Origin of the sequence: Salinibacterium sp. UTAS2018, assembly GCF_004118935.1 — a bacterium.
Classification (GTDB): Bacteria; Actinomycetota; Actinomycetes; order Actinomycetales; family Microbacteriaceae; genus Rhodoglobus.
Genome location: NZ_CP035375.1, coordinates 228,132 through 254,048, shown reverse-complemented (window position 1 = coordinate 254,048; position 25,917 = coordinate 228,132). Strand labels below are relative to the sequence as shown.

Sequence of the window (25,917 nt, the reverse complement as noted above, 5' to 3'; positions counted from 1 at the left end):
GACGGCTTTAAGCGATCGCAGAAACCTGCGTTAACCATTCTGTCGGATTGCTCCCTGACCGCGCGCTCAACCACACAAGATATTCACGGTTTCCCGCGTTACCGGCGATTGGTGAGGAGATGACACCGGCAGTACCGAGCCCCACGTCCCACGCGGCCCATAAGACACCCATGATCGCTTCATCGCGCAGGGCTGAGCCGTGAACAATTCCCTCGCGAATATTCGTGCGCCCCACCTCGAACTGCGGCTTCACGAGCAACACGTAGTCAGCGCTCTCCCCCACCGCAGCATAAAACGCGGGCAGAACAGTGCGCAGCGAAATGAACGAGAGGTCGGAGACCACGAGCGTGGGAGTTTCGGATGTCCCGCTCAATTCTGCAAGCGACTCAGCGGTGAGATAGCGGGCGTTCTCTCGCTCAACCACTCGCACTCGGGCATCCGAGCGGATCAGGTCGACGAGCTGCCCGTGCCCGACATCGAGCGCAATAACCTCGCGAGCACCCCGTTCGAGCAAAACCTGGGTGAATCCCCCCGTCGAGGCGCCAACATCGAGCGCGAGCTTGTCAGTCGCGTCAATGCCGAAGGCGTCAAGGCCCGCTACAAGCTTGTGCGCCGCGCGACTCACATAGTGATCAGTTTCGGCGACGTCAATCGCATGCTCGTCAGTGACCGGCGTGGACGCTTTGGGTAGGGCGACACCGGAAACCGTCACGAGGTTATCCGCAATCAGCTTCGCCGCGTGGGTGCGCGAACGAGCGAGTCCGCGGGCAGCCAGTGCTGCATCGAGCCGCATACTAGCCATTGCGCGAGAACGCGTCCTTGCCCTCGAGCTGCTGCTGTAACTGGTCATGAATCTGAGTGAACGCGGCGGCGCGGCTTTCGAGCGGCTGATCCTCGATCAGGCTCAGCCGTGACATCAATCCGTCAACGGGCGATTCGTCATCCATGCTCACGAATATAGCTCCGCGGGCACTTCGAGGGCGTAGATGGCGCTCCCCGAGTTCCAAATTGCTGCAGCGCCGGCACGCAAGCGGTCGATCGCTGTTCCGGTCTCCGTTACTGTCAAACGCTGAGCCTCAAGGCGCACAGTCGCGGTTCCGACGGTCGTCACTACGGCAGCGCCGTCGTGCGTGACCACAGTTTCAGGGTAGGGCTCAAGCAGTCCGCGCAGGTCGTCGACGATCATCGTCGGACGCTCATCCGGAATGCACGCCAGCACTTGCTTGGCCTGGTCGATTCCGGTCAGCACGAGCAGCGACGGGATGCCGGCACGATTGGCTCCGAGAATATCGGTGTCAAGGCGGTCGCCAATCATGAGCGCCGAACGCGACTCGTAACGGCGGAATGCTTCTTCAAAAATAGCGACCTCTGGCTTGCCAGCAACGATTGGCAAACGGCCCACCGCAGAGTGCACGGCCGAGACGAGCGTTCCGTTGCCGGGAGCGGTGCCCCGAGCCTGCGGAATCGTCCAGTCAGTGTTGGTCGCGATCCACGGGATGCCGTCGTCGCCACCCTTGAGAGCGAACGACGCTTCGGCGAGATCTTTCCAGCCCACATGCGGAGCGAATCCCTGCACAACAGCCGCCGGCGAGTCATCCGCTGATCGCGTGACGACAAAACCCGACTTCTCAAGCTCGTCAGTGAGACCGTCGCCACCAACAACCATGATGGTCGAGCCGGCGGGTACGAGGTCACGGAGCAACCCCATGGCGGCTTGCGGCGACGTCACAACGTCGTGCGGAACCACGGTAAGACCGAGCTCGCTCAAGTGCTCAGCGACGGATGCATCGGTGCGCGAGGCATTGTTCGTGATGTAAGCGACCTGGGCGCCCTCAATCGCGTTCATACTCTCAACGGCATGAGGAATCGCGTCAGCGCCGCGGTAGATCACGCCATCCAGATCAGCGAGTACGAGATCGATGCCCGTCAGAGGAGTTTTACTGCTCATCTGAGGTGCTTTTGCTGTCGTTCCCGTCCGCTTCTTCAGCGATGTCCACAGCCCCATCGGTACCCTCAGTTTCGGAGTTAGATTCGTCAGAAACGACAGCCGCATCTACTTCTTCGTCGTCAAATTCAATATCTTCTTCGATAACCTCGATCATGTCGTCGTCATCGTCGCCGAGAGCCTCAGCCGCAACATCCGCTCGGCCGAACCACGTCGCAGCTTCATCATCACGGCCCAGTTCCTCAAGAACAGTTCCGTAAGCGCCGAAGAGTGCTGGGCTGTAAGTGAACGCCGTCGTAGGGTCCAACTGCGGGATTTGCAATTCAATGAGCGCTTCTTCGGCCTGACCGAGGTCGAGGCGTGCACCGGACATCGCGATAGCCAGTTCGACCTGCACGGGCACCGACAGAGTGCCGCGCTTCACCGAACGTCCGAGTTCAAGAGCGCGCTCAGGGCGCTCGAGGCCACGCTCGCTATCCACCATCATGGGCAGTTGGTCATCGCGACCCGTAATACGGCGGTATGTGCGCAGCTCGCGAAGAGCGAGCGCGTAGTCACCAGTGGCGTAGGCAGTGATCGCGAGAGTCTCGCGAACTACGCCGATACGGCCGGCACGGCGGGCGGCCGAAATAGCATGCTGATGAGCCAGCTCAGGGTCTTCTTCAATGAGCTGCGACACCATCACGAGGTGAAGCGCGACGCCTTCCGCATTCTCCTTGCTGAGGGTCTTCAACTCGTTGGAGGCAACACGGTCGAGCATTTTCGGCGTGATTCCATCGGGAATCTCGGGTGCCTGGTGGAACGCACGAACCGAGCGGATGCCGAAAGGATCGCGATCCTCTTCAGGCTCGCGTTCGCTGGCGTTACGGTCTCCTCGTGCGGGCGCACCGCCCTTGGTCCAGAGTCGTTTTTCGTCGGGGCCACCGCGGCGATCGGATCCGCGGTCAGGACGTCCGCCGCGCTCGGGGCGCCCGGAGCCATCGGAACGGAACGGGCGTGCCGGCCGGTCTCCCCTATCGGGACGATCGCCGGAACGTGGTGGACGCGAGTCACGATCTCCCGAACGCTGTGGCCGGGAATCGCTGTCGTTGCTGCGCGGCGGGCGGCGGTCGTCGCTTGCCGAGGAATCACGGCGAGGTGAACGGTCACTGCTGTCGCCGTCACGGCGGGGGCGACGGTCTTCGCCCGCTGGCTTGTCGCGCCACGGGCGGTCTGAATTGGATGCGGGCTTACCGCGAGCGGGTCCGCCAGCAGCGTTGTCGCGGCGTGGCCTTCCATCGCTCGGGCGTCCTTCGCCGGGGCGTCCGCCGGTGGGTCGTCCACCGGATCGAGGCGCGCCTGAACGGCTTCCGTGGGGACGGCTGTCGCGCCGGCCGTCGTTACCTGACGAATCGCTCACAAATTGCTCCTGAATATGGGTGGAACTTAACGCAAAATAGCCACCTCTGTGTCTATTAAACACAGTGGTGGCCATTTCACAATTTAAGTCCGGCGGTGTCCTACTCTCCCACAAGGTCCCCCTTGCAGTACCATCGGCGCAGAGAGTCTTAGCTTCCGGGTTCGGAATGTAACCGGGCGTTTCCCTCTCGCTATGGCCGCCGAAACACTATTGATTTATGTATCAGTCTGGGCCAGTTCACATCACAGAGCATTCCACCAAGGTGGGTGCTCAGCAGTGTGTGCTGGGCGCAGTTCCCGACCGTAAATCGGGAACCACAAAGTGGACGCGAGAATTCTTCTCAGTCACCATTCGACAACCCTAAGGTCGCCCAGTGAGGTGGGGTGTTATCAATTTGTCGACATATTAGTACTGGTCAGCTCCACAGGTCTTTAGTCCCTGCTTCCACATCCAGCCTATCAACGCAGTAGTCTAGCTGCGAGTCTCTCAGCCCTAAGGCCATGGAAATCTCATCTTGAAGCTGGCTTCCCGCTTAGATGCTTTCAGCGGTTATCCATTCCGAACGTAGCTAATCAGCGGTGCTCCTGGCGGAACAACTGACACACCAGAGGTTCGTCCATCCCGGTCCTCTCGTACTAGGGATAGATCTTCTCAAATTTCCTGCGCGCGCAGAGGATAGGGACCGAACTGTCTCACGACGTTCTAAACCCAGCTCGCGTACCGCTTTAATGGGCGAACAGCCCAACCCTTGGGACCTACTCCAGCCCCAGGATGCGACGAGCCGACATCGAGGTGCCAAACCATGCCGTCGATATGGACTCTTGGGCAAGATCAGCCTGTTATCCCCGAGGTACCTTTTATCCGTTGAGCGACAGCGCTTCCACAAGCCACTGCCGGATCACTAGTCCCGACTTTCGTCCCTGCTCGACTTGTCAGTCTCACAGTCAAGCTCCCTTGTGCACTTACACTCGACACCTGATTACCAACCAGGTTGAGGGAACCTTTGGGCGCCTCCGTTACTTTTTGGGAGGCAACCGCCCCAGTTAAACTACCCACCATGCACTGTCCCTGAACCGGATTACGGTCCGAAGTTAGATATCCAATATGACCAGAGTGGTATTTCAACAATGACTCCACCTGAACTAGCGTCCAAGCTTCACAGTCTCCCACCTATCCTACACAGGCCACACCGAACACCAATACAAAGCTATAGTAAAGGTCACGGGGTCTTTCCGTCCTTCTGCGCGTAACGAGCATCTTTACTCGTAGTGCAATTTCGCCGAGTTCGCGGTTGAGACAGCTGGGAAGTCGTTACGCCATTCGTGCAGGTCGGAACTTACCCGACAAGGAATTTCGCTACCTTAGGATGGTTATAGTTACCACCGCCGTTTACTGGGGCTTAAATTCACAGCTTCGCCTTACGGCTAACCGTTCCTCTTAACCTTCCAGCACCGGGCAGGCGTCAGTCCGTATACATCGTCTTGCGACTTAGCACGGACCTGTGTTTTTAGTAAACAGTCGCTTCCCACTGGTCTCTGCGGCCCTGCAGCGCTCCCGGAGCAAGTCCGTTCACGCCTTAGGCCCCCCTTATCCCGAAGTTACGGGGGCATTTTGCCGAGTTCCTTAACCACGATTCTCTCGATCTCCTTAGTATTCTCTACCTGATCACCTGAGTCGGTTTGGGGTACGGGTAACTTGAACCTCGCGTCGATGCTTTTCTTGGCAGCATAGGATCACTGATTTCGTCCGTGAGGACTACCCATCGAGTCTCAGCCTTAATGAGAGACGGATTTGCCTATCTCTCGGCCTACATTCTTAGACCGGGACAACCATCGCCCGGCTCAGCTACCTTCCTGCGTCACACCTGTTAATACGCTAACCGCACCAGCATAGGGTCGTACGCTAGGCCCCACGCTTCACCCCGAAGGGATCCATCTAGGGGATTCAGATACTTAGCATCACTGGATTAGTTTGGGCGGTTCTTCGTCAGTACGGGAATATCAACCCGTTGTCCATCGACTACGCCTGTCGGCCTCGCCTTAGGTCCCGACTTACCCAGGGCGGATTAGCCTGGCCCTGGAACCCTTGATCATTCGGAGGACGGGTTTCTCGCCCGTCTTTCGCTACTCATGCCTGCATTCTCACTCGTGTAGGCTCCACGGCTGGTTTACACCGCCGCTTCACTGCCCACACGACGCTCTCCTACCACTCCGTACGGCTGAACCACGAAGGCTTACCTAAAATACGAAATCTACAACTTCGGTGGTGTGCTTGAGCCCCGTTACATTGTCGGCGCGGAATCACTTGACCAGTGAGCTATTACGCACTCTTTCAAGGGTGGCTGCTTCTAAGCCAACCTCCTGGTTGTCTATGCAACTCCACATCCTTTCCCACTTAGCACACGCTTGGGGACCTTAGTTGGTAGTCTGGGCTGTTACCCTCTCGACGATGAAGCTTATCCCCCACCGTCTCACTGCTGCGCTCTCACTTACCGGCATTCGGAGTTTGGCTAACGTCAGTAACCTTTTAGGGCCCATCAGCTATCCAGTAGCTCTACCTCCGGCAAGAAACACGCAACGCTGCACCTAAATGCATTTCGGAGAGAACCAGCTATCACGAAGTTTGATTGGCCTTTCACCCCTATCCACAGCTCATCCCCTCAGTTTTCAACCTAAGTGGGTTCGGTCCTCCACGCGCTCTTACACGCGCTTCAACCTGGCCATGGATAGATCACTTCGCTTCGGGTCTAGAACCAGCGACTAAAACGCCCTATTAAGACTCGCTTTCGCTACGGCTGCCCCACACGGGTTAACCTCGCCACTGATCACTAACTCGCAGGCTCATTCTTCAAAAGGCACGCTGTCACAGCTACTAAGGCTGCTCCAACGGTTTGTAAGCAAACGGTTTCAGGTACTATTTCACTCCCCTCCCGGGGTACTTTTCACCTTTCCCTCACGGTACTTGTCCGCTATCGGTCATCTGGAAGTATTTAGGCTTATCAGGTGGTCCTGACAGATTCACACGGGATTTCTCGGGCCCCGTGCTACTTGGGATACTCTTCGGACCATTGACACATTTCGACTACCGGGCTGGCACCGTCTATGGCTGGGCTTTCAATCCCATTCGTCTATATATCGTTGTAATCCTTGCTGTACGGCAGTAACAGCTGAAAAGTCCCACTACCCCGACCATGCAACGCCTGCCGGCTATCACACATGATCGGTTTGGCCTCGTCCGGTTTCGCTCGCCACTACTAACGGAATCACGGTTGTTTTCTCTTCCTGTGGGTACTGAGATGTTTCACTTCCCCACGTTCCCTCTACCCGCCCTATATATTCAGGCGGGAGTCACTGAGTCGTCTTGCAACGCCCAGCGGGGTTTCCCCATTCGGAAATCCTCGGATCAAAGCTCTATTATCAGCTCCCCGAGGCTTATCGCAGATTTATACGTCCTTCTTCGGCTCCAGATGCCAAGGCATCCACCGTTTGCTCTTAGAAAATTGATATCACATGAGTATAAGAATCGATCGCAACACCAAAGTGTTGAGATTGACCAATGAACTGCCACACCCAAAGGCATGACAGCAATTGTTATTTCTTGTGATTCGACCTTTCGGTCGAATCTAAGATGCTCGCGTCCACTGTGTAGTTCTCAAAATACGGGCGGTATCCTCCACCACCCCCAACAAGTCGGAGATGGCACCAGGATCCGTTAGACCCAAACACCCTTACGGATGTTCCGGCCCTAAGGTACGAACACGAACCCAAAGGTTCATGGCCGGTCCCTCAGGACCCAACAACGTGCAAAGACCAGCACCCCTGAAACCCCTCGTTCCAACCAACAAAAGCTGGCGTACTAAAGAAACAACAGTTCCTCTGATCACAATGTCAATGTTCCACCCATGAGCGCCGTCTACCCCGAACAGGGCAGTACGACTTATGCAACATAAATTCGGCAATCTTTGACTCTGTGTATACCGCAGAGACGAAAACCGAGTTGCACATGCTCCTTAGAAAGGAGGTGATCCAGCCGCACCTTCCGGTACGGCTACCTTGTTACGACTTAGTCCTAATTACCAATCCCACCTTCGACAGCTCCTCCCCTTGCGGGTTAGGCCACTGGCTTCGGGTGTTACCGACTTTCATGACTTGACGGGCGGTGTGTACAAGGCCCGGGAACGTATTCACCGCAGCGTTGCTGATCTGCGATTACTAGCGACTCCGACTTCATGAGGTCGAGTTGCAGACCTCAATCCGAACTGAGACCGACTTTTTGGGATTCGCTCCACCTCGCGGTATTGCAGCCCTTTGTATCGGCCATTGTAGCATGCGTGAAGCCCAAGACATAAGGGGCATGATGATTTGACGTCATCCCCACCTTCCTCCGAGTTGACCCCGGCAGTCTCCTTTGAGTTCCCACCATTACGTGCTGGCAACAAAGAACGAGGGTTGCGCTCGTTGCGGGACTTAACCCAACATCTCACGACACGAGCTGACGACAACCATGCACCACCTGTTTACGAGTGTCCAAAGAGTGAACTATTTCTAGCCCGTTCTCGTATATGTCAAGTCTTGGTAAGGTTCTTCGCGTTGCATCGAATTAATCCGCATGCTCCGCCGCTTGTGCGGGCCCCCGTCAATTCCTTTGAGTTTTAGCCTTGCGGCCGTACTCCCCAGGCGGGGAACTTAATGCGTTAGCTGCGACACAGAAACCGTGGAATGGCCCCTACATCTAGTTCCCAACGTTTACGGCATGGACTACCAGGGTATCTAATCCTGTTCGCTCCCCATGCTTTCGCTCCTCAGCGTCAGTAACGGCCCAGAGATCTGCCTTCGCCATTGGTGTTCCTCCTGATATCTGCGCATTCCACCGCTACACCAGGAATTCCAATCTCCCCTACCGCACTCTAGTCTGCCCGTACCCACTGCAGGCTGGGGGTTGAGCCCCCAGTTTTCACAGCAGACGCGACAAACCGCCTACGAGCTCTTTACGCCCAATAATTCCGGATAACGCTTGCACCCTACGTATTACCGCGGCTGCTGGCACGTAGTTAGCCGGTGCTTTTTCTGCAGGTACCGTCACTTTCGCTTCTTCCCTACTAAAAGAGGTTTACAACCCGAAGGCCGTCGTCCCTCACGCGGCGTTGCTGCATCAGGCTTGCGCCCATTGTGCAATATTCCCCACTGCTGCCTCCCGTAGGAGTCTGGACCGTGTCTCAGTTCCAGTGTGGCCGGTCACCCTCTCAGGCCGGCTACCCGTCGTAGGCTTGGTGAGCCATTACCTCACCAACTACCTGATAGGCCGCGAGTCCATCCTTGACCGAAATTCTTTCCAGCTCCTCACCATGCGGCGGAAGCTCGTATCCGGTATTAGACGTCGTTTCCAACGCTTATTCCAGAGTCAAGGGCAGGTTACTCACGTGTTACTCACCCGTTCGCCACTAATCCACCAGAGCAAGCTCCAGCTTCATCGTTCGACTTGCATGTGTTAAGCACGCCGCCAGCGTTCATCCTGAGCCAGGATCAAACTCTCCATAAATGTTTGATTGCACCAACAAGCAATCGATGCACATCTTGCGTCACCCGCGTCCGGAATAGGACGTCGAGGCGACAAGTTTGAAACTGACAGAACAAATCAATACTGACTTGCTTTGTTTGTTTATATCTATTTCCAAAGGAATCCGCTGCACCCACAATCACGACCCGAACGGGACGATCATATTAAGCACAGTCGGGTTTTTGGCATTTGACATTGTGCACGCTGTTGAGTTCTCAAGGATCGGACGCTCCTGACCTCCACCGCAAACGGCTTCACCCCAGGGCTTTCAAAACCTGTGTTGGCAACCCCCGCTTGACTGCGGGAGGCAACCTGTCTAACTTACCAGCTTCAGACTGTTTGTCAAACCAGCAATCCCGGACTAAAACAGCCCAAAACAACCAACCGACACACGCATGAAGCGGGTACTCATCCTAAGATCTGATGCCACAACCTGCAAGAGGTAAACCAGCATTTGACTCGACCAGTTTCATAAAGAAACTGGAGGATGTTCGCCCCCACTTGAGGCCGGAAACTCAGCAGCAAAAGCTGACTTCGTTTTCCGCACCTTTGGGGTGACTAGAAAGAACAATACGTGCATTCTGAGTGCCCCACCAACACGATGCGCATCCCGGGCGTGTCGCTAAATTGTGAGAAAGCCACCCGTAGGGGTACTGAAAAGTACTTCTATCGGGTGGCTTTCTTGCGTTAACGATCCTTTTCAGACGCGACGGTAACCGGACGTGACAGCGCCGAGTTGTAGGTGCCTGGCATTCCGGAAGAAAGGACGATTGACCCGAGTTCTTACTCGGGCTCAGCATCCACCCATTCCGAGCCAGCGGGCTCAAGACGGGACGCGCCAGCTGTGACAGCCGCGACGCGGGCAGCGAGGTCAGCGGTGCTCCCCGCATCCGTCGCTAGCGTGAGCACGGCCCGCGCGCCGTAGTCCGTGCCGAGCACTGTGATTCCCTGGTGACGGAGCTCTGCTTCGATGCGTCCGGCATCCGAATGCCCAAGCGACAACTGAAAGATATCGCGGCGTTCGCGCGCCACAAGACGGTGTGCATCACGGGCGGCGTCGACAGCGCGCGCCGCAGCATCGGAGTAGGCGCGAATGAGCCCTCCGGTGCCCAGCAAGGTTCCGCCGAAGTAGCGTGACACGACTGCGACACAGTCGATGAGATTGCGACCGGTGAGAGCGTCGAGGATCGGCCTCCCCGCGGTGCCAGAGGGCTCGCCGTCGTCATTGGAGCGCCGCACCTGTGACGGTTCCGTTGTGGAGCCAAGGACGAAGGCTGAGCAGTGATGGCGAGCGTCCCAGTGGGTCTTGCGCGCGAGTTCGATGACATCGCGGGCGTCGTCCTCCGTCGCGACCCGCACGACTGTGCACAGGAAGCGGGAACGCTTCACCTCGAGTTCAGCGTGGACGCTGGCTCCAGGTCCTCCGCGAAGGGTGAATTCAGGCATTCGACCATTGTCGCGCATAGCCAACGCGCCCGGGGGAATCGGGGCGTGGGCGTAGGCTTGAGCGCATGGAGTTGTTTGCGGCAATCGTTCTTTTTGTTAGTGCACTGTTCAACGTGGTGGCCTGGCCTCGCTTCTTCAAGAGAGTCAGTAGTGACTCGCGAGCTCGGGATGCAGCGGGCGGAACGACCGCGTTCTACCGCGTCCACGCAGTGCTCCTCGGCATCGCTCTCGCTATTGCTGCGGCATCCGTTATCGCCGGCGTGTTGCTGCTCTCCCGCTCGTAGCGCACCGCGAAGGGCGCCTAGCTCAGGCCTACTCGACTGCGAGAGCGCGTAAGACATAGTCGCGGAGAATGATCGCGTGGTTAATCTCGGGATCCCGCGCGGCATAGAGCAGAGTCACCGTGTGGTGGGTGCGCAGTTGATCGATGGCAGCCGCGACCTCCAGACACTTGTCTAACTCCGCTCGATAACGAACTGCGAAGTCGTCGAACAAGTCGGGGTCGTGGTTCCACCAGTTGCGGAGCGCTGTGCTGGGGGCGAGATCTTTGTTCCACTCGTCGACTTGTGCCGCCAGCTTGCTCACGCCGCGGGGCCACAAGCGATCAACTAGGACGCGGAAACCATCGACGACCCGCGGCTGCTCGTAGATGCGGGCAATGGTCACGTCGGTCATCCTCAGCCCTTTCTCACTGAGCGTGGGCCTGTCGTGGTGCGACAGTGGCCAGCTTCTCGTTGTGAATTCTATGATTCGAATGGAGTTGTCAGTATCGTCGCCCAGTATAGGGAGTATGAGTTTTATGCTCCCCCCGTTGCGAAACCCGCGCCGCACCATCGGTGATCGAACCTTCGACTTTTCGCAGCGCGTGGCGGTGATGGCAATCGTTAACCGCACGCCTGACTCCTTCTATGATGCCGGCGTCAACTACGCACTCGAGGACGCCGTTTCGGCGTCTCTGCGTGCGGTCCATGATGGCGCGGATTGGATCGATATCGGGGGAGTGCCGTTCGCTCCGGGCGATCCGCTGAGCGTTGAGGATGAGTGTGATCGCGTTGTTCCGGTCGTGGAAGCACTGCGAGAGGAATCCAACGTCGTGATCTCAGTCGATACCTTCCACGCGGAGGTGGCGCGCCGCAGCATCGCCGCCGGGGCGACCGTGATCAACGACACCACGGGACTCAGCGATCCCGATTTAGCTCGCGTCGTGGCCGATAGCGAAGCGTCGCTGGTGTTGGTGCATTCGCGGGCTCAACCGCGAACCCAATTTGCTCGTCCACAGTACGACGATGTTGCTATCGAGGTGCGCGACTTTCTCCAGAGCCGCGTTGATCGAGCGATGGACGCTGGAGTTCCGGACGACCGTCTCTTTGTCGATCCTGGTCACGACCTCAACAAGAACACTCTTCATAGCCTTGAGCTCACGCGCCGACTCGACGTGATTGCCGACTTGGGGCTGCCGACACTCGTCGCGCTGTCGAATAAGGACTTCATCGGTGAGGTGCTGGAGAAACCGAAGCGAGAGCGGCTGGCGGGCTCGTTGGCCGCTGCCGTTGCCTGTGTGCTCAACGGCGCGCGCGTCGTGCGCGCTCATGAGGTAACGGAGACCGTGGATGCCGTGCGAATGGCAGAAGCGATTCTTGGGCTCCGGCAGCCGGCGGAACTCAAGCACAATATGTCCGACGCCAACGAAAGGTAGACCGTGGCCGCTGCATCCGACATCCATCCCCTTACTGCAGGCGTCGCTCTGACCGATGAGCAGTTGCTCGCGAGCTACGCAGCGGCGGAGCGTGCGAAGCCATGGCTGCGTGCCAACTTCGTCTCGAGCATCGATGGAGCCGCTACCCACGAGGGTGTCTCGGGCGGCTTGGGCACACCGGCCGACGGACGAGTGTTTCCGCTGCTGCGCCGGCTTGCGGATGTCATAGTCGTCGGTGCTGGCACCGTGCGTCACGAGGGCTACCGCAATCTCGCTCTCGACGAGGAGTCAGTAGCCTGGCGAACCGCAAACGGCCTCAGCGCGCAGCCGCCCTTCGCCATCGTGACCGCATCACTGCGTCTGGAACCGAAAGACCTTGAGTCATACGCCACGCGGCCGTTCGTGATTACCACTGAGCAGGCCTCGGCCGAGCAACGGAAGCGGATCGAGGAAGTGGCAGACGTGATTATCGCGGGAGACTCCCAAGTCGACACGGTCGAGCTCAAGCATGCGCTGGCCGAGCGTGGGTATCCGCAATTGCACAGTGAGGGTGGGCCGACTTTATTCGCCACGATGATCGCGCAGGGAGTAGTCGACGAATTGTGCCTGACCATTAGCCCGCGACTCGAAGGCGGCTCAGCGCGCCGGATCGTTGACGCCGCGGAGGCAACGCCTCAAGACATGATGCTGGCCCATGCGTTCAGTGCAGCGGATGGCACACTGCTTCTGAGGTACACGCGCGCCTAGAAGCGTCGGCGTGTGCCGCGGATTCGTTCGCGCAGGTCGCGCTGGTCGCGCGAGTCGCTCGGGGCGTGGACCGGCGCGACGGCAGCTAAGGCTCGTCGCGCGTGACTTGCTCCTAGCACTCGACTACGTTGACGGCAAGACCGCCCAACGACGTCTCTTTGTAGCGCGAGCTCATGTCTTTTCCGGTCTCGGCCATCGTGATGATGACCTCATCCAGAGAAACTCGGTGCGTTCCGTCGCCCCACAGTGCCATTTTTGCGGCATTGATGGCCTTGGCGGCCGCAATCGCATTGCGTTCGATGCAGGGGATCTGCACTAGTCCGCCGATGGGATCACACGTGAGCCCTAGGTTGTGTTCCATCGCGATCTCTGCGGCATTTTCTACCTGCTCGGGCGTTCCGCCGAGAATCTCGGCCAGGCCGGCAGCGGCCATCGACGATGCTGAGCCGACTTCTCCCTGGCATCCGACCTCAGCGCCCGAGATCGATGCCATGCGCTTGTAGAGCACGCCCACGGCCGCGCTGGCAAGCAAGAAGCGCACGGTAGCGTCATCCTTCATCGACTGGTCGGCGTCTTTCATGCCGGGAGCGTAATGCGTCGCGTAGAAGAGCACGGCGGGGATAATGCCAGCGGCACCGTTGGTAGGCGCTGTGACGACACGGCCACCGGAGGCGTTCTCTTCATTGACAGCGAGAGCCACGAGATTGACCCACTCCTGCCAAAATGCCGGGTCGCGGTGTGGGTCTTCCTTTCGCAGTCGCGCGTGCCAGTCGGGAGCGCGGCGACGAACCTTGAGCGTGCCGGGCAGATTACCCGTGCGCTCGAGGCTGTTGTTCTTGCACTCGTCCATGACATCGCGGATGTGCAGCAGACCGGCGCGCACATCGGCTTCAGTGCGGCGCGCAAGCTCGTTTCGCAGCATCACGCCGCTGAAGGGAAGACCCTCGGAGCGGCAGTGCGCGAGTAGCTGAGCTGCCGTGCGGAAGGGGAGCGGGTCCGCGATGTGGTCAAGGCCGTTGGCGCCATCGCGGTTGTCTCCCTCCCGATAGATGAAACCCCCACCGATGGAGAAGTAGGTCGCCTCGAGAATGGGGTCGCCGGCATCCGAGAATGCGGCAAAACGCATACCGTTCGGATGCCCGTCGAGAACGGTCAGCGGGTGCAGTGCAATCCCGGACTCGCGCAACGGTACTTCGTGACTCCCCGCCAAGCTGAGCATTCCCGACTCTTCGATTCTTGCCAGAATCTTTTCCATCTCAGCAGGCAGGACCTGGTCGGGAAGGTTGCCTTCGAGCCCTATGAGCACGGCACTCATCGTGCCGTGGCCGGCGCCGGTTGCAGCAAGAGAGCCGTAGAGGCGCACGCTCACTGTGGCGACGGAGTCGAGCATCCCGTGCTCAGCAAGATCGGCGGCAAATGATGCCGCTGCGCGCATCGGGCCGACGGTGTGCGAGCTGGAAGGGCCGATGCCGACAGTGAAGAGATCGAAGCTGCTGAGGGGCACTTCTTCGAGAGAGGGGGTCGGGACTTCGGTGGTGGGGGTCAGATTGCGAATGGCCACGGTGACTCCGTTTCTTCACCACACAACGTCGTGCGGGTGTCGTCGAGTCCTCTCCGCTCTGTATCGGGCCTGAGAGTTTCCGCACGCTTGTGGCGTTGCGTTGCCCCGTCGGCGAGTCGGGCTGGGCCGACTACTTTTCAGAGTTGCCTATCCACTGCGGTACTGGGGCCTGAGAGATTCCCGGAGAGGGTTTGCTCCTACGGCGCCAACCCACGATCGGAAGGACTCTCCCGCGGCGGAATGACGGCTGTTCACTTGTGCCCTCAGCATACACTCGGGCTCAATTCACTGACCGGAAAAATGGAGGGGGTTAGGTGCTCAGTAGAGCACGTGGAGCAGGTAACCAGCCGCGCTCCCACGTGCTCACGAAAGGCTCTACTCGTCGGGGTCGGTCGGATCGAGCGGCGCATGGTGGTCAGCGTTCGCCACTCCGCGGCGCCAGTATCCGTCAGCGGTTACCTGCTTTTTGGGCAGACCGAGTTCTCGACGCAAATAGCGGCGCAACGGAACGAGGGTTGCAGCCTCACCGGCCATAAAGACAAAGGTCGATTCGCCAATCTCGCCCAACGAGCGGAGTGCTGCGTCTAGCTGGCCGAGACCCTCGCGACGGTAGAACCACTGCGCGGTCATCCGGGCCTTGAGCTCGTCGCTGAAGTAAGCCTCCATGCTTTCATCGGCAACATCGAACAGCGCGGTGATGCGGACCGACGTCGGAAGCATATCTATCCAACGCGATGCGGAGGGCAGTGCTGTTTCGTCAGCGATCAGGATCACGTGGGTTGCACCCTGAGGCAGAAAGCGCGAACCGCGCGGGCCGGCAATCATGATCGGGTCGCCCACGCTCGCGTGTGCAGCCCAGGCGGAGGCTACTCCTTCGTCACCGTGGGCGACGAAGTCAAGGTCGAGTTCGTGACGGACCCCGTCGCTGCGAAAGCCGAGCGGGGTGTAGTCGCGGTAAATAACTTTGCTGTCGCCGGCTCGCTTAAAGCCATCGGCGGTCACGGTGGGCGGGGTAAGGATGCCGGTCGCGGGGTCGGGGAAGAACACCTTGACGTGGTCTGTGGGGCCACCGCTCACGAATCCATCGAGTTCATCTCCGGTGAGGGTGATGCGAGCGATTGAGGGCGTGGGGTGGCTCACAGCACTCACGGTGAGGTGACGCAAGGCGAAGGGGTGCTTGACGGTTTCGCGTTCAAAAGTCATAAACGGTTGGCGCTGGGCGCCGGCTCATTTCGCTAAAAAGTTAGGGTTGCCTAACTACTGTATCTGTCTGGGCTACTGAGTGCCAGTGAGTGTCGTGGTTATCGAGATTTCACCCTCGAGAGAGCGGTGAACGGGGCACTTATCGGCGATCACGAGGAGCGAGTCGCGTTGCTCGTCGGTGAGTTCGCCGTCGAAGGTGAGTTCGCGCGTGAAGTGCTCAACCATTCCCTCAGTTGACGTGCAGTGGTCGCAGTCTGCCGCAGCAATTCGTTCCCGCATGAGTCGCACGCTGACGCCGGTGAGCGGTATCTTCTTGCGGTCCGCGTACATACGGATAGTTATCGAGGTGCAGGTACCAAGACCCGCCAGAATGAAATCGTAGGGAGCGGCCCCGTGGTTCTCGCTGAGCGGTTGCGGCTCATCGGCGATAATTTCGTGGCCGGAAGCGAAGACCCGCTGCTCGTATCGCGCCGGACCGCTCTCGGTGACAATGACAGCGCTGCCATCGACGGTCACGGTTGCGCTGGGGTTTACACTCGGTGCTGCGCCGGTTGCGGTTGCGGGGGCGGGCTCCGCCGGGACTGAGGTGCGCTGTGCGGCTGAGGCCGAAACACCAGCTGAAACATCGGAGCGATCGAAAGCGTAGCGCGCCGCCCAGGCGGCAATCACGCTCGCTGCGAAGGTGGCGTCATCCCGGTCGCTGAGAAGGTGATCAGCCCCATCCAGAGCCACGAAGGACTTGGGATGCCGTGCAGCGTCGAAGATTTCGCGCGCGTTATCAACCCCGACGGTTTGGTCGATCGGGGAGTGCAGTACGAGCAGGGCTGCGTTCAACTTGCGCAGGCGTGCCGCTTGGGGCTGGGCGGCGATGTCATCGAGTAGTTGTTTACGGATGCGGAAAGGGCGCCCACCCAACTGCACATTAGCTTCGCCCTCGGCGACGATCTCGGCGCTCGCGTCAGCGAATAGGTTGCTGATGTGGGCCGGATCGCTCGGGCTGCCGAGAGTCGCGACCGCGCGGGTCGAGGGAACGCGGTGAGCGGCGGCGAGTACCGCGGCACCGCCCAAGGAATGTCCGATGAGAATGGTGGGTGCCCGGTAGTTGTCGCGGAGATACTCGGTGGCGGCCACGACATCGTCAATGTTCGAACTGAAGTTGGTGTTCGAAAAGTCTCCATCTGATCCGCCTAGACCGGTGAAGTCGAAGCGCAACACGGCGATGCCATAAGCGACGAGAGCGCGTGAAATGCGCGAAGCGGCGAAGGAGTCCTTGGAGCACGTGAAGCAGTGGGCAAAGAGTGCGTAGGCCGAAGGTGATCCCTCGGGAAGGTCAAGGCGGGCGGCGAGCATGGTGCCGGTGGAGCCGGGGAATTCGATCTTCATGGTTCGTTACCGCCCTGTTCTGTCGTGCTTCCAGCGTTTCGCATGGAGGCACACAATGCAACGCTGGCGGCGACGGTGTTCTTCCCGGAACGAAAGAACGGCCGGCGAGGAGAGTTCCTCCGCCGACCGTTCCAAGGTGACTAATTCACCACAGAGCTGTTACAAACCCGAGTCCGCGAGCGAACCGGTGATCTCATTTCCCGCGGGGTCATAGACGAGGCAGAGGATCTCACGATCGCCCTCTGACCAGCTGCCCTCGGTGGGGTAGTACCAAGAGAAGTCGTAGACCGAGTCTTCGTACTCGACGCCCATGAAGCTGCTGAACCCGGCGTAGCAATCATTCGTGGCCTGCTCTTCGATGACGCTGTCACCGGGGAAGTCGCCTTCATCGAGGTATGAAGCAGCGTATACCTCGGCGTCGTGAGGCTCGGCGCAGTCGATGGTTTTCGTGCTGGAGACCTCTCCACCGTCCTGGTGGCCCACTTCACAGTCGCCAACGACGAGAGTGAAGATGTCCTGAGTGGTGCCGGCGCCCGGATCGACAGCGTCACTGATCTCGTCAGTGACCTGGTCGAGGATGCTGCATCCGCTCAGGACTACAGCGGCGGCGGCAACCGCGGCGATCGCGATTGAGCGGCGCCAGATTGTCTCAGTCGTCATAAAAGTGGGTCTCTTTCGTGTGAATGTGTCGCGCTTAGTACCCGACAATCTTAGCGAACACAGCCTTTTCACAGGTAACGAAATGGGGTGAACTGCTAATGAGATCGCAGAAAGTTCAACGAATCGTTATGAAGAATGCCGTTTGTGGCGAGCGCACTACCGTGCCATGGACCCTCTTCACCGTCCACCGAGGTGAAGCGGCCACCGGCCTCCTGCACGATCGGGATGAGCGCCGCCATGTCATAAGGCTGCAGATCAAACTCGCCCACGAGGTCCAATGCCCCTTCGGCAAGCAACATGTACGCCCACATGTCACCGATCGCACGCGAACGCCACGTGGCGCGAGTGAGTGCGACAGCGGCATCCAAGCGGCCAGCGCCATCCCAGCCCGACAAGCTGTTGTAGCTGATGGATGCGGCGTCTAACGCGGCCACTTTGCTCACGAAAATCTGCTCGGGCTCTTCATCGCGGGCCTGTGCGAAGGCGCCGTGACCGGTCGCGGCCCACCAGCGTTTGCCGAGGGCCGGAGAGCTGACGACGCCAACTTGCGGCACGCCATCGATGACGAGCGAAATGAGAGTGCCCCAGATCGGGACGCCGCGCAGAAAATTGGAGGTGCCGTCGATGGGGTCGATGATCCACTGGCGGTTCGAGTCACCGGCCTCGCCGTACTCTTCACCGAGAATCGAGTCGCCCGGTCGTGCAGCGGCGATGCCCGCACGAATGCTGCGCTCGACAGCCTTGTCAGCATCCGTTACCGGAGTGCGGTCAGGCTTCGTCGTGACCTCGAGATCGAGCGCAGTGAAGCGATCGAGGGAGATGAGGTCAGCGTCGCCCGCGAGAGCGAGGGCAAGGGAAAGATCGTCGGCGAGAGTGTATTCGGTCACAGCTACACGCTAGCGGAACCGAGTGTCGTAATGAGCCGCTGGAATGAGTCCAGACGCAGCCGGCCGACCTCGCCGAGAGCGCCAGCAGCAACAGCCTCGGAAATAGCGCAGTCGGGAGCATCCGGTAAGTGGGTGCAGCCGCGGGGGCACTCCTCAGCAAGTTCTGCCAGATCAGTGAACGACGACAGTATCTTGCTGGGATCGATGTGCCCGAGTCCAAACGAGCGCACGCCCGGAGTATCGACGACCCAGCCGGAACCCACTCGGTACGACATCGTCGACGATGAGGTATGACGACCGCGGCCGGTCACCGAATTGACGCGTCCGACGGCACGGTTAGCGTCCGGCACCAAAGCGTTGACAAGGGTGGACTTGCCAACGCCCGAGTGGCCAACCGCAACGGTCGTGTGCCCTTCCAGGGCAGCCCTCAACTCGTCGAGAGGAACCTCGTCAGAGCGGCTTGCGATGACCTTCAGATTAAGACCGGCGAAATTCTGCAAGAACGGAGCCGGATCCTGCAAGTCAGTTTTGGTGATGCACAGAATCGGATCGATTCCCGCATCGTAGGCAGCAACAAGATAGCGGTCGACGAGTCGCGGTCGTGGCTCGGGGTCAGCCGCGGCAACAACGATGAGCATCTGATCGGCGTTGGCGACAATGATGCGTTCTACGGCATCCGTATCATCGGCGCTTCGGCGCAGCAGTGTGGTGCGTTCGCGGATGCGAACGATGCGGGACAGCGTTCCTTCGGTGCCACTCGTGTCACCCACAAGGTCAACCCAGTCGCCGGTGACGACGGAAACTTTGCCGTGCTGGTTGCGGCCGAGCTCGCGAGCGCGTGCCGCGATGATTTGGCGCTCCTCAGGGGTTCCCTCGGCTACCCACACACCGTAGCGGCCACGGTCCACGCTGAACACGCGACCCTCGATGGCATCCGAATGCTGCGGGCGAATCTTGCTGCGGGGCTTATTGGCCTTCGGGTTCGGGCGCATGCGCACCGAACTCTCGTCGTATTCGCTGTAGGCGCGGTCGTCATCGTCGTCGTCGCCGGTGAGCCAGCTCATCGTTAGAGCAGCCCGAGAGTGTTGGTGGTGAGGGGCGCATCGCCGACGAGGGTGCGCCACAGTTCGGGGAACTGGGGGAGCGTCTTAGCGGTCGATTCGATGCCCTCGATCTCCACGCCCTCGATCGCGAGGCCAATAATGGCGCCGGCGGTCGACATTCGGTGATCTTCGTAGCTGTGCCAGATACCGCCGTGCAGGGCGGCGGGCTCGATGTGAAGCCCGTCATCGAGTTCGGTGACGGATCCGCCGAGCGCGTTGATCTCGGTGCGCAGAGCAGCAAGGCGGTCTGTTTCATGACCGCGCAAATGACCGATCCCGGTAATAGTGCTGGCAGAGGATGCCAGAGCAGCGAGGGCGACGATCGCGGGAGCGAGTTCGCCACCGGTCGAGAGGTCGAGTTCGACTCCGGGGTAGCGCTGACCGCCGACGACGCCAACACCGCCATCGATCGTGAGCGCGCCATCCTTGCGAATGGCCGTCGCGCCAAACAGCGGGAGCAGTTGCTCGAGGTCGGCACCGACCTGCGTGGTGGTCTCAGGCCATCCCTCGATCGTGACTGAACCCCCCGCAACAACAGCGGCAGCCAAGAACGGTGCAGCGTTAGAGAGGTCGGGTTCCAGAACCACATCGATGGCGCGGATCGGCCCTGCGGGCACAATCCAGACGCCGGGCTCGGGGCTCTCGACAACAACGCCGCGAGCAGCGAGGCATTCGATCGTCATCTCAATGTGCGGCATGCTCGGCAGCTTCTCGCCGGTGTGACGCAGCGTCAAGCCGTTATCGAAGCGCGCCGCTGCGAGCAGCAGTCCCGAGACGAACTGGCTGGATGCCGAAGCATCGATACTGACTTCGCCACCGGCAACCGTGCCCATGCCGTACAGGCTGAAGGGAAGGGTTCCGCGGCCATCGTCGGAGACATCGACGCCCAAAGCGCGCAGCGAGTCAATTGTGGTGCGCATCGGGCGGCGAAGGGCTGCCTCATCGCCATCGAACGCGACAGGGCCAAGCGCGAGAGCGGCAACGGGAGGAAGGAAGCGCATCACTGTGCCGGCAAGGCCGCAGTCGATGGATGTTCCCCCCTCAAGCTCACCGGGGGTGACCTGCAGGTCGGGACCGAAGGCGTTACCGGTGGGGATCTCTGTGATCCCGACGCCGAGAGCGCGCAAGGCCTGGATCATGAGGGCACTGTCGCGCGAGTGCAGCGGAGAGTGCAGGCGCGAGGGGCCATCGGAGAGAGCCGCCAGAACCAATTCGCGGTTCGTGAGACTCTTACTGCCCGGCAAACTCAGCGATGCCGAGAGGGCGTGAGTAACGGTCGGTGCTGGCCAGTTTCCGGGCACCGTGGTGTCTGGCACCGTCTCGTCGTCATACGGGCTGAACTCTGGGTTGGAATACTTAGATACGAACATCAGTTACTAAGAGTATCGGCGTTTAAGACCCCACGGAGGAGGCGCCCGTATGACAGCAGTACTGAGTACTCAGCAGGATGTGGTTATCAGCGAACTAGAATTGTCGCTAATGACTACCGACAGAGTTGAGCCCAGCGCCACCGAAGCTGCCGCTGACGACAAGCGACGACAGTTCGAAGAGCAGGCGCTGCCCTTTATGGACCAGCTTTTCGGCGCCGCAATGCGCATGACCCGCAACCCCACCGACGCTGCAGATCTCGTTCAAGAGACCTTCATCAAAGCGTTTCAGGCGTTCGGTCAATTTCAGCAAGGCACGAACCTGAAGGCCTGGCTGTATCGCATCCAGACCAACACGTTCATCAATATTTATCGCAAGAACCAGCGCAACCCTTATCAGGGCACTATTGACGAACTTGAAGATTGGCAATTGGGCGGCGCTGAGTCGGTCACCCAATCCGTCTCGACGCGCTCGGCTGAAGCAGAAGCGATCGATCACTTGCCCGATAGTGCGGTGAAGGATGCGCTGCAGTCGATCCCCGAAGACTTCCGCCTTGCGGTCTACTTTGCCGACGTCGAAGGCTTCTCGTATCAAGAGATCGCCGACATCATGAAAACCCCCGTAGGCACCGTAATGAGTCGACTGCACCGTGGCCGTCGCATGTTGCGTGAACTACTGGCCGACTATGCGCGTGACCGCACCCCCGGCACGCCTGCAGCATCAAGGAGCACCAAATGACCGACTGCGGTTGCGAAAAAGCAAAAGCTGAACTCGAGGAATACCTCGACCGCGAACTGAACGAAGCGGATTTTCAGGATGTCTCTGATCATCTGGACAACTGCGAGTCGTGCTCGAGCGAACACCTCGTTGCTCTCGCGTTGAAGCTCAAGGTGAAACAGGCCTGTCGCGAAACAGCGCCCGATGATTTGCGGAGCGCGATTCTGTCGAAGCTGGCAGACGCGAAGTAAGAACTCTAACGCCGAGCACGCCGAGCACGCCTAGTGCTCCCGGCGCACCGTGTTCACTGAGTTCAGTGATCACGACACAGAAAAGCGGGCATCCTCCGAAGAAGATGCCCGCTTTTCGTTAACGCGGTTGCGGTTACGGCTGGGTAATCGCGTGGTCGATCAATTCAGCTTGCTCGAGAGCGCTGCGCTTCGAGGAACCGGTCGCCGGTGAGGCGGATGCCGGACGTGACGCGAGCTTGATGTCACGAGACTGAATGTGGCGTTGCAGCTCCAGACTGATGAACGGCCAAGCGCCCTGGTTCTCAGGCTCATCCTGAGTCCACACGATGTCAGCGTTCGGGTACTGGTCAAGCACTGTGGTCATGTCGGTAACGGGGAGCGGGTAGAACTGCTCCATGCGCACGACGGCGATGTGCTTGATCTCGCGCTTGTCGAGCTCGGCGACGATGTCGTAGTACGTCTTGCCCGATGTGACAATAACCCGAGTGACGGCCGACTTGTCGTCGAGACGCACGTCGTCAAGAACGGGCTCGAAACGGCCACTCGTGAAGTCAGCAACGTCGCTCGTGGCACCGCGCAGGCGAAGCATCGCCTTGGGAGTGAACACGATCAGGGGACGGCGCGGACGCGAGTAAGCCTGACGACGCAGCAGGTGGAAATACGATGCCGGAGTCGACGGGCGAGCCACGATCATGTTGTTCTCGGCACACATCTGAAGGTAGCGCTCGATGCGGGCGGAGGAGTGGTCGGGGCCTTGACCCTCGTAGCCGTGCGGCAGCAGCATGACAACACTTGAGCGTTGTGCCCACTTCTGCTCAGCGCTCGAGATGAACTCATCCACGACGATTTGTGCGCCGTTGGCGAAGTCACCGAACTGGGCTTCCCACATCACGAGAGCGTCGGCACGCTCTACTGAGTAGCCGTACTCGAAGCCGAGAGCCGCGTACTCGCTGAGCAGCGAATCGTAGATCCAGAAGCGTGACTGGTTCTCGGAGAGATTCTGCAGCGGCAGCCACTCTTGACCGTTTTCGCGGTCGTGGAGTACGGCGTGACGCTGAACAAACGTGCCTCGACGAGCATCCTGACCCGCCATACGCACCGGGGTTCCCTCGAGGAGAACAGAACCGATCGCGAGCAACTCGGCGAAGGCCCAGTCGATTCCGCCCTTGCGGCTCATATCGGTGCGCTTCTTGAGCAGCGCCTGAAGCTTCTTATGCACGGTGAAGTTTGCTGGCGGGTTGGCATGAGCGTCGCCAATGAGTTGAACAACGCTTTCGTCGATTCCCGTGGTGATGGGCTCGCCGATGGCGTCGTCACGTTGAGAGCCGGGACGCTCAAGGTCAGAGACTCCGCTGCCGTCCTTGGTGAGGATCGGCATCGAACCGGTCTGAGCGGCATGCGTTTCGGCGAAAGCACGCTCGAGGCGGTCTTGGAAGTCCTGATGGCTGGCTTCGTACTCTTCCTGAGTGATATCGCCACGACCAACGAGACCCTCGGTGTAGAGGGTACGAACGGAGCGCTTGGCCTCGATCAGGTTGTACATGAGCGGCTGCGTCATCGAGGGGTCGTCTCCCTCATTGTGGCCACGGCGGCGGTAGCAGATGAGGTCGATAACCACGTCGCGGTGGAACTTCTGGCGGTACGCGAAGGCGAGCTCCGCTACGCGAACGACGGCCTCAGGGTCGTCACCGTTCACGTGGAAGATCGGTGCCTGAACAGTCTTAGCGACATCGGTGGAGTACTGCGAAGTACGGCCCTCGCTGGGCGGAGTCGTAAATCCAACCTGGTTGTTGATGTTGACGTGGATGGTGCCACCCGTGCGGTATGCGCGCAGCTGTGACATCTGCAAGATCTCAACGACGATGCCCTGACCGGCCATCGCCGCGTCTCCGTGCACCATTACGGGCAGGACCGCGTACGAACCAATGGGGCGGCGGTCTTGCTTGGCGCGAACGATGCCCTCAAGCACACCATCGACCGCTTCGAGGTGCGAAGGGTTAGCGGCGAGGTAGACCGGGATCTGGCGACCGTCGGCGGCAGTGAAAGTGCCCTCGGTTCCCAGGTGATACTTGACGTCGCCCGAACCCTGCACAGTGCGGGGGTCTTGAGTGCCCTCGAACTCGCGGAAGATTTGACCGTAGGTCTTTCCCGCGATGTTGGTGAGAACGCTCAGGCGACCACGGTGGGCCATGCCAATAGCAACCTCTTCAAGGTTAGCTTCGGCAGCCTTCTGAATGACGGCATCCAGCAACGCGATCGTGGATTCGCCACCTTCGAGACTGAAGCGCTTCTGACCGACGTACTTGGTCTGCAAGAACGTCTCGAAAGCTTCCGCTTCGTTGAGCTTGCCCAAGATGCGCATCTGCTCGTCGTGGGTCGGCTTGGTGTACGGCTTCTCGACGTGATCCTGGATCCAGCGACGCTGCTCCGGGTTCTGAATGTGCATGTACTCAATACCGACAGTGCGGCAGTAGGCGTCGCGCAGAGTGCCAAGGATTTCGCGCAGTAGCGCCTGACGCTTGCCACCGAAACCGCCGGTGACGAACTCGCGGTCAAGATCCCAGAACGTAAGTCCGTGGCTCGAGATGTCGAGGTCGGGGTGCGAACGCTGGCGGTACTCAAGCGGATCGGTGTCAGCCATGAGATGACCGCGAACGCGGAACGAGTTGATGAGCTCGTGAACGCGCGACGTCTTGTTGATGTTGTCGGCGAGATCGACGTTGATGTCGTTGGCCCAGTGGATGGGGTCGTACGGGATGCGCAACGCCGCGAAGATGTCTTCGTAGAAGTTGTTGCCGCCGATGAGTCGCTCGTGAATCTTCTTGAGGAACTCACCCGAACCAGCGCCCTGAATGACACGGTGGTCGTAGGTGCTCGTGAGGGTTACGGTCTTGCCGATACCGAGCTCGGTGAGGGTACGAAGGCTCGCTCCCTGGAACTCGGCCGGGTACTCCAGCGCTCCAGCGCCAACGATTGTTCCTGAGCCACGCATGAGGCGGGGGACCGAATGCTCGGTGCCGATACCGCCCGGGTTGGTGAGAGAGATCGTGTTGCCCATGTAATCGGGGCCGGTCAGCTTGTTAGCGCGGGCACGCGACACGACGTCTTCATACGCGGCAAGGAACTCGCCAAAGCCCATGGTCTCGGCATTCTTGATGCCGGGAACTACGAGCGCGCGAGTGCCATCAGGTTTCGGCATGTCAATGGCAATACCGAGGTTGATGTGGGCCGGAGTGACAACCGAAGGCTTGCCGTTGGGCTCATCGTAGAAAACGTTCTGGCTCGGAAACTCTTTGAGAGTCTCGATGATCGCCCAGGCGATGAGGTGGGTGAACGACACTTTTCCACCGCGAGCACGCTTGAGGTGATTGTTGATGACAATACGGTTGTCGATCATGAGCTTCGCCGGAATAGTACGAACACTCGTGGCGGTGGGAACGGTGAGGCTCGAGTCCATGTTCGAAGCGAGAGCCTTCGCAGCGCCACGCAGCGGGGCAACGACGTTCTCGGTTTTCGGCTTGGCGGCAGCCTCAGCCTTCAGCGTCTCGATGGGAGTCGTGGTCGGCGCCTCGGCGGGGATCGGTTGGGGCTTCGCCTCGACCGACGTGGTGCGGGCGATGGGCTGGCTGCCCGTGCTGGGGTTCGCCTCATCCACGAAGGGCTTTTCGGCGGGTGCCGCTGCCGGTGCTGCCGGCGCCGCGGGTGTTGCGGCGGCTGCGGGGGAAGCTGCGGTGGCGGGCTGCGGAGCGGCGGGCGTCGTCGCCGGTGCTGCAGCCGCGGCAGTGGGCGTCGTCGCCGCGGGAGCCGTCGTGGTGGGAGTCGAATCTTTCGACGGATGATAGTTCTCGAGGAAGGGCCACCAGGCCTCATCCACAAGGTTCTTGTCTTCGAGGTACTTTGCGTACATCTCGTCAACCAACCATTCGTTGGCCCCGAAGTCGCCCGAGGAGTCTCCGTCCGCTGCGATTCCGGTTACTTGGCCTGACACGTCAAAC

Annotated in this window: 19 protein-coding genes, 3 rRNA genes and 1 riboswitch; of the genes, 5 read left to right on the top strand and 17 right to left on the bottom strand. The window is 59.7% G+C overall.

Annotation, left to right across the window (positions count from 1 at the left end):
- Positions 1-7: 7 nt before the first annotated feature.
- From ESZ53_RS01210 to ESZ53_RS01180, 8 genes are all read right to left on the bottom strand, one after another.
- On the bottom strand, positions 8-802 hold the full coding sequence (locus ESZ53_RS01210) for a TlyA family RNA methyltransferase (RefSeq protein ID WP_129071167.1): 795 nt from the start codon (positions 800-802) through the stop codon (positions 8-10).
- On the bottom strand, positions 795-947 hold the full coding sequence (locus ESZ53_RS14260) for a hypothetical protein (RefSeq protein ID WP_168187157.1): 153 nt from the start codon (positions 945-947) through the stop codon (positions 795-797). Before ESZ53_RS14260 ends, ESZ53_RS01210 begins: the two co-directional genes overlap by 8 nt.
- 2 nt (positions 948-949) lie before the next feature.
- The gene (locus tag ESZ53_RS01205) at positions 950-1,948 is read right to left on the bottom strand and encodes an HAD-IIA family hydrolase (protein ID WP_129071166.1); all 999 of its coding nucleotides are present in this window, start codon (positions 1,946-1,948) and stop codon (positions 950-952) included.
- Positions 1,938-3,344, bottom strand: a complete 1,407-nt coding sequence (locus ESZ53_RS14380) for a hypothetical protein (protein ID WP_210403820.1) — start codon at positions 3,342-3,344, stop codon at positions 1,938-1,940. Before ESZ53_RS14380 ends, ESZ53_RS01205 begins: the two co-directional genes overlap by 11 nt.
- An 87-nt stretch (positions 3,345-3,431) precedes the next feature.
- Positions 3,432-3,548 (bottom strand): 5S ribosomal RNA (rrf, locus tag ESZ53_RS01195).
- 181 nt (positions 3,549-3,729) lie between these two features.
- Positions 3,730-6,849, bottom strand: a 23S ribosomal RNA gene (locus tag ESZ53_RS01190).
- 508 nt (positions 6,850-7,357) lie between these two features.
- A 16S ribosomal RNA gene (locus ESZ53_RS01185) occupies positions 7,358-8,882 on the bottom strand.
- Together the 16S, 23S and 5S rRNA genes form the textbook arrangement of a ribosomal RNA operon.
- A gap of 801 nt (positions 8,883-9,683) precedes the next feature.
- The gene (locus tag ESZ53_RS01180; RefSeq protein WP_129071165.1) at positions 9,684-10,346 is read right to left on the bottom strand and encodes a YigZ family protein; all 663 of its coding nucleotides are present in this window, start codon (positions 10,344-10,346) and stop codon (positions 9,684-9,686) included.
- 65 nt (positions 10,347-10,411) lie between these two features.
- Between ESZ53_RS01180 and ESZ53_RS01175 the strand changes: the two genes are divergently transcribed.
- Positions 10,412-10,630: an SCO4848 family membrane protein gene (locus tag ESZ53_RS01175; RefSeq protein WP_129071164.1), complete on the top strand. Its 219-nt coding sequence runs from the start codon at positions 10,412-10,414 to the stop codon at positions 10,628-10,630.
- A gap of 28 nt (positions 10,631-10,658) precedes the next feature.
- Here ESZ53_RS01175 and ESZ53_RS01170 read toward each other — a convergent pair whose 3' ends face one another.
- Positions 10,659-11,021, bottom strand: coding sequence for a DUF488 domain-containing protein (locus ESZ53_RS01170; RefSeq protein WP_129071163.1), 363 nt, complete (start codon positions 11,019-11,021; stop codon positions 10,659-10,661).
- A 115-nt stretch (positions 11,022-11,136) separates the two neighbouring features.
- Here ESZ53_RS01170 and folP point away from each other — a divergent pair, with 115 nt between their 5' ends.
- Both folP and ESZ53_RS01160 read left to right on the top strand, forming a co-directional pair.
- A complete protein-coding gene (gene folP / locus ESZ53_RS01165; RefSeq protein ID WP_129071162.1) occupies positions 11,137-12,042 on the top strand; it encodes a dihydropteroate synthase in 906 nt (301 codons plus the stop codon).
- A gap of 3 nt (positions 12,043-12,045) precedes the next feature.
- Positions 12,046-12,789 (top strand): pyrimidine reductase family protein, encoded by a 744-nt coding sequence (locus tag ESZ53_RS01160; protein ID WP_129071161.1) that lies wholly within the window; start codon positions 12,046-12,048, stop codon positions 12,787-12,789.
- 112 nt (positions 12,790-12,901) lie between these two features.
- Here ESZ53_RS01160 and ESZ53_RS01155 read toward each other — a convergent pair whose 3' ends face one another.
- The 7 genes from ESZ53_RS01155 to aroA form a co-directional block, all read right to left on the bottom strand.
- Positions 12,902-14,293 carry an L-serine ammonia-lyase gene (locus ESZ53_RS01155; RefSeq protein ID WP_210403848.1) on the bottom strand — a complete coding sequence of 464 codons (1,392 nt, stop codon included), beginning with the start codon at positions 14,291-14,293 and terminating at the stop codon, positions 12,902-12,904.
- Between the two features lie 204 nt (positions 14,294-14,497).
- Positions 14,498-14,593: riboswitch (glycine riboswitch) on the bottom strand.
- A 132-nt stretch (positions 14,594-14,725) separates the two neighbouring features.
- Positions 14,726-15,553 (bottom strand): siderophore-interacting protein, encoded by an 828-nt coding sequence (locus ESZ53_RS01150; protein WP_129071159.1) that lies wholly within the window; start codon positions 15,551-15,553, stop codon positions 14,726-14,728.
- Between the two features lie 72 nt (positions 15,554-15,625).
- Positions 15,626-16,936, bottom strand: coding sequence for a bifunctional alpha/beta hydrolase/OsmC family protein (locus ESZ53_RS01145; protein WP_129071158.1), 1,311 nt, complete (start codon positions 16,934-16,936; stop codon positions 15,626-15,628).
- Positions 16,937-17,095: 159 nt separating this feature from the next.
- Positions 17,096-17,596 (bottom strand): septum formation family protein, encoded by a 501-nt coding sequence (locus tag ESZ53_RS01140; protein ID WP_129071157.1) that lies wholly within the window; start codon positions 17,594-17,596, stop codon positions 17,096-17,098.
- 95 nt (positions 17,597-17,691) lie between these two features.
- The gene (locus tag ESZ53_RS01135) at positions 17,692-18,483 is read right to left on the bottom strand and encodes an inositol monophosphatase family protein (protein WP_129071156.1); all 792 of its coding nucleotides are present in this window, start codon (positions 18,481-18,483) and stop codon (positions 17,692-17,694) included.
- A gap of 2 nt (positions 18,484-18,485) precedes the next feature.
- Positions 18,486-19,547: a ribosome small subunit-dependent GTPase A gene (gene rsgA / locus ESZ53_RS01130; RefSeq protein ID WP_129071155.1), complete on the bottom strand. Its 1,062-nt coding sequence runs from the start codon at positions 19,545-19,547 to the stop codon at positions 18,486-18,488.
- 2 nt (positions 19,548-19,549) lie between these two features.
- Complete coding sequence (aroA, locus tag ESZ53_RS01125) at positions 19,550-20,956, bottom strand: 3-phosphoshikimate 1-carboxyvinyltransferase (protein WP_129071154.1); 1,407 nt, start codon at positions 20,954-20,956, stop codon at positions 19,550-19,552.
- Between the two features lie 109 nt (positions 20,957-21,065).
- Here aroA and ESZ53_RS01120 point away from each other — a divergent pair, with 109 nt between their 5' ends.
- Together ESZ53_RS01120 and ESZ53_RS01115 are read left to right on the top strand one after the other, a co-directional pair.
- The gene (locus tag ESZ53_RS01120) at positions 21,066-21,692 is read left to right on the top strand and encodes a sigma-70 family RNA polymerase sigma factor (RefSeq protein WP_231595736.1); all 627 of its coding nucleotides are present in this window, start codon (positions 21,066-21,068) and stop codon (positions 21,690-21,692) included.
- Positions 21,689-21,922, top strand: a complete 234-nt coding sequence (locus ESZ53_RS01115; protein WP_129071152.1) for an anti-sigma factor — start codon at positions 21,689-21,691, stop codon at positions 21,920-21,922. The genes ESZ53_RS01120 and ESZ53_RS01115 overlap by 4 nt, the downstream gene beginning before the upstream one ends.
- A 133-nt stretch (positions 21,923-22,055) precedes the next feature.
- Here ESZ53_RS01115 and ESZ53_RS01110 read toward each other — a convergent pair whose 3' ends face one another.
- Positions 22,056-25,910, bottom strand: a complete 3,855-nt coding sequence (locus ESZ53_RS01110; protein ID WP_129071151.1) for a multifunctional oxoglutarate decarboxylase/oxoglutarate dehydrogenase thiamine pyrophosphate-binding subunit/dihydrolipoyllysine-residue succinyltransferase subunit — start codon at positions 25,908-25,910, stop codon at positions 22,056-22,058.
- Positions 25,911-25,917 lie beyond the last annotated feature (7 nt).

Coding starts and splice junctions, on each gene's coding strand:
- ESZ53_RS01210 (WP_129071167.1), bottom strand. CDS start 802: ATGGCTAGTATGCGGCTCGATGCAGCACTGGCTGCCCGCGGACTCGCT.
- ESZ53_RS01140 (WP_129071157.1), bottom strand. CDS start 17,596: ATGACGACTGAGACAATCTGGCGCCGCTCAATCGCGATCGCCGCGGTT.
- rsgA (WP_129071155.1), bottom strand. CDS start 19,547: ATGAGCTGGCTCACCGGCGACGACGACGATGACGACCGCGCCTACAGC.
- ESZ53_RS01180 (WP_129071165.1), bottom strand. CDS start 10,346: ATGCCTGAATTCACCCTTCGCGGAGGACCTGGAGCCAGCGTCCACGCT.
- ESZ53_RS14260 (WP_168187157.1), bottom strand. CDS start 947: ATGGATGACGAATCGCCCGTTGACGGATTGATGTCACGGCTGAGCCTG.
- ESZ53_RS01150 (WP_129071159.1), bottom strand. CDS start 15,553: ATGACTTTTGAACGCGAAACCGTCAAGCACCCCTTCGCCTTGCGTCAC.
- ESZ53_RS01205 (WP_129071166.1), bottom strand. CDS start 1,948: ATGAGCAGTAAAACTCCTCTGACGGGCATCGATCTCGTACTCGCTGAT.
- folP (WP_129071162.1), top strand. CDS start 11,137: ATGAGTTTTATGCTCCCCCCGTTGCGAAACCCGCGCCGCACCATCGGT.
- ESZ53_RS01145 (WP_129071158.1), bottom strand. CDS start 16,936: ATGAAGATCGAATTCCCCGGCTCCACCGGCACCATGCTCGCCGCCCGC.
- ESZ53_RS01115 (WP_129071152.1), top strand. CDS start 21,689: ATGACCGACTGCGGTTGCGAAAAAGCAAAAGCTGAACTCGAGGAATAC.
- ESZ53_RS01175 (WP_129071164.1), top strand. CDS start 10,412: ATGGAGTTGTTTGCGGCAATCGTTCTTTTTGTTAGTGCACTGTTCAAC.
- ESZ53_RS01120 (WP_231595736.1), top strand. CDS start 21,066: ATGACTACCGACAGAGTTGAGCCCAGCGCCACCGAAGCTGCCGCTGAC.
- aroA (WP_129071154.1), bottom strand. CDS start 20,956: ATGTTCGTATCTAAGTATTCCAACCCAGAGTTCAGCCCGTATGACGAC.
- ESZ53_RS01170 (WP_129071163.1), bottom strand. CDS start 11,021: ATGACCGACGTGACCATTGCCCGCATCTACGAGCAGCCGCGGGTCGTC.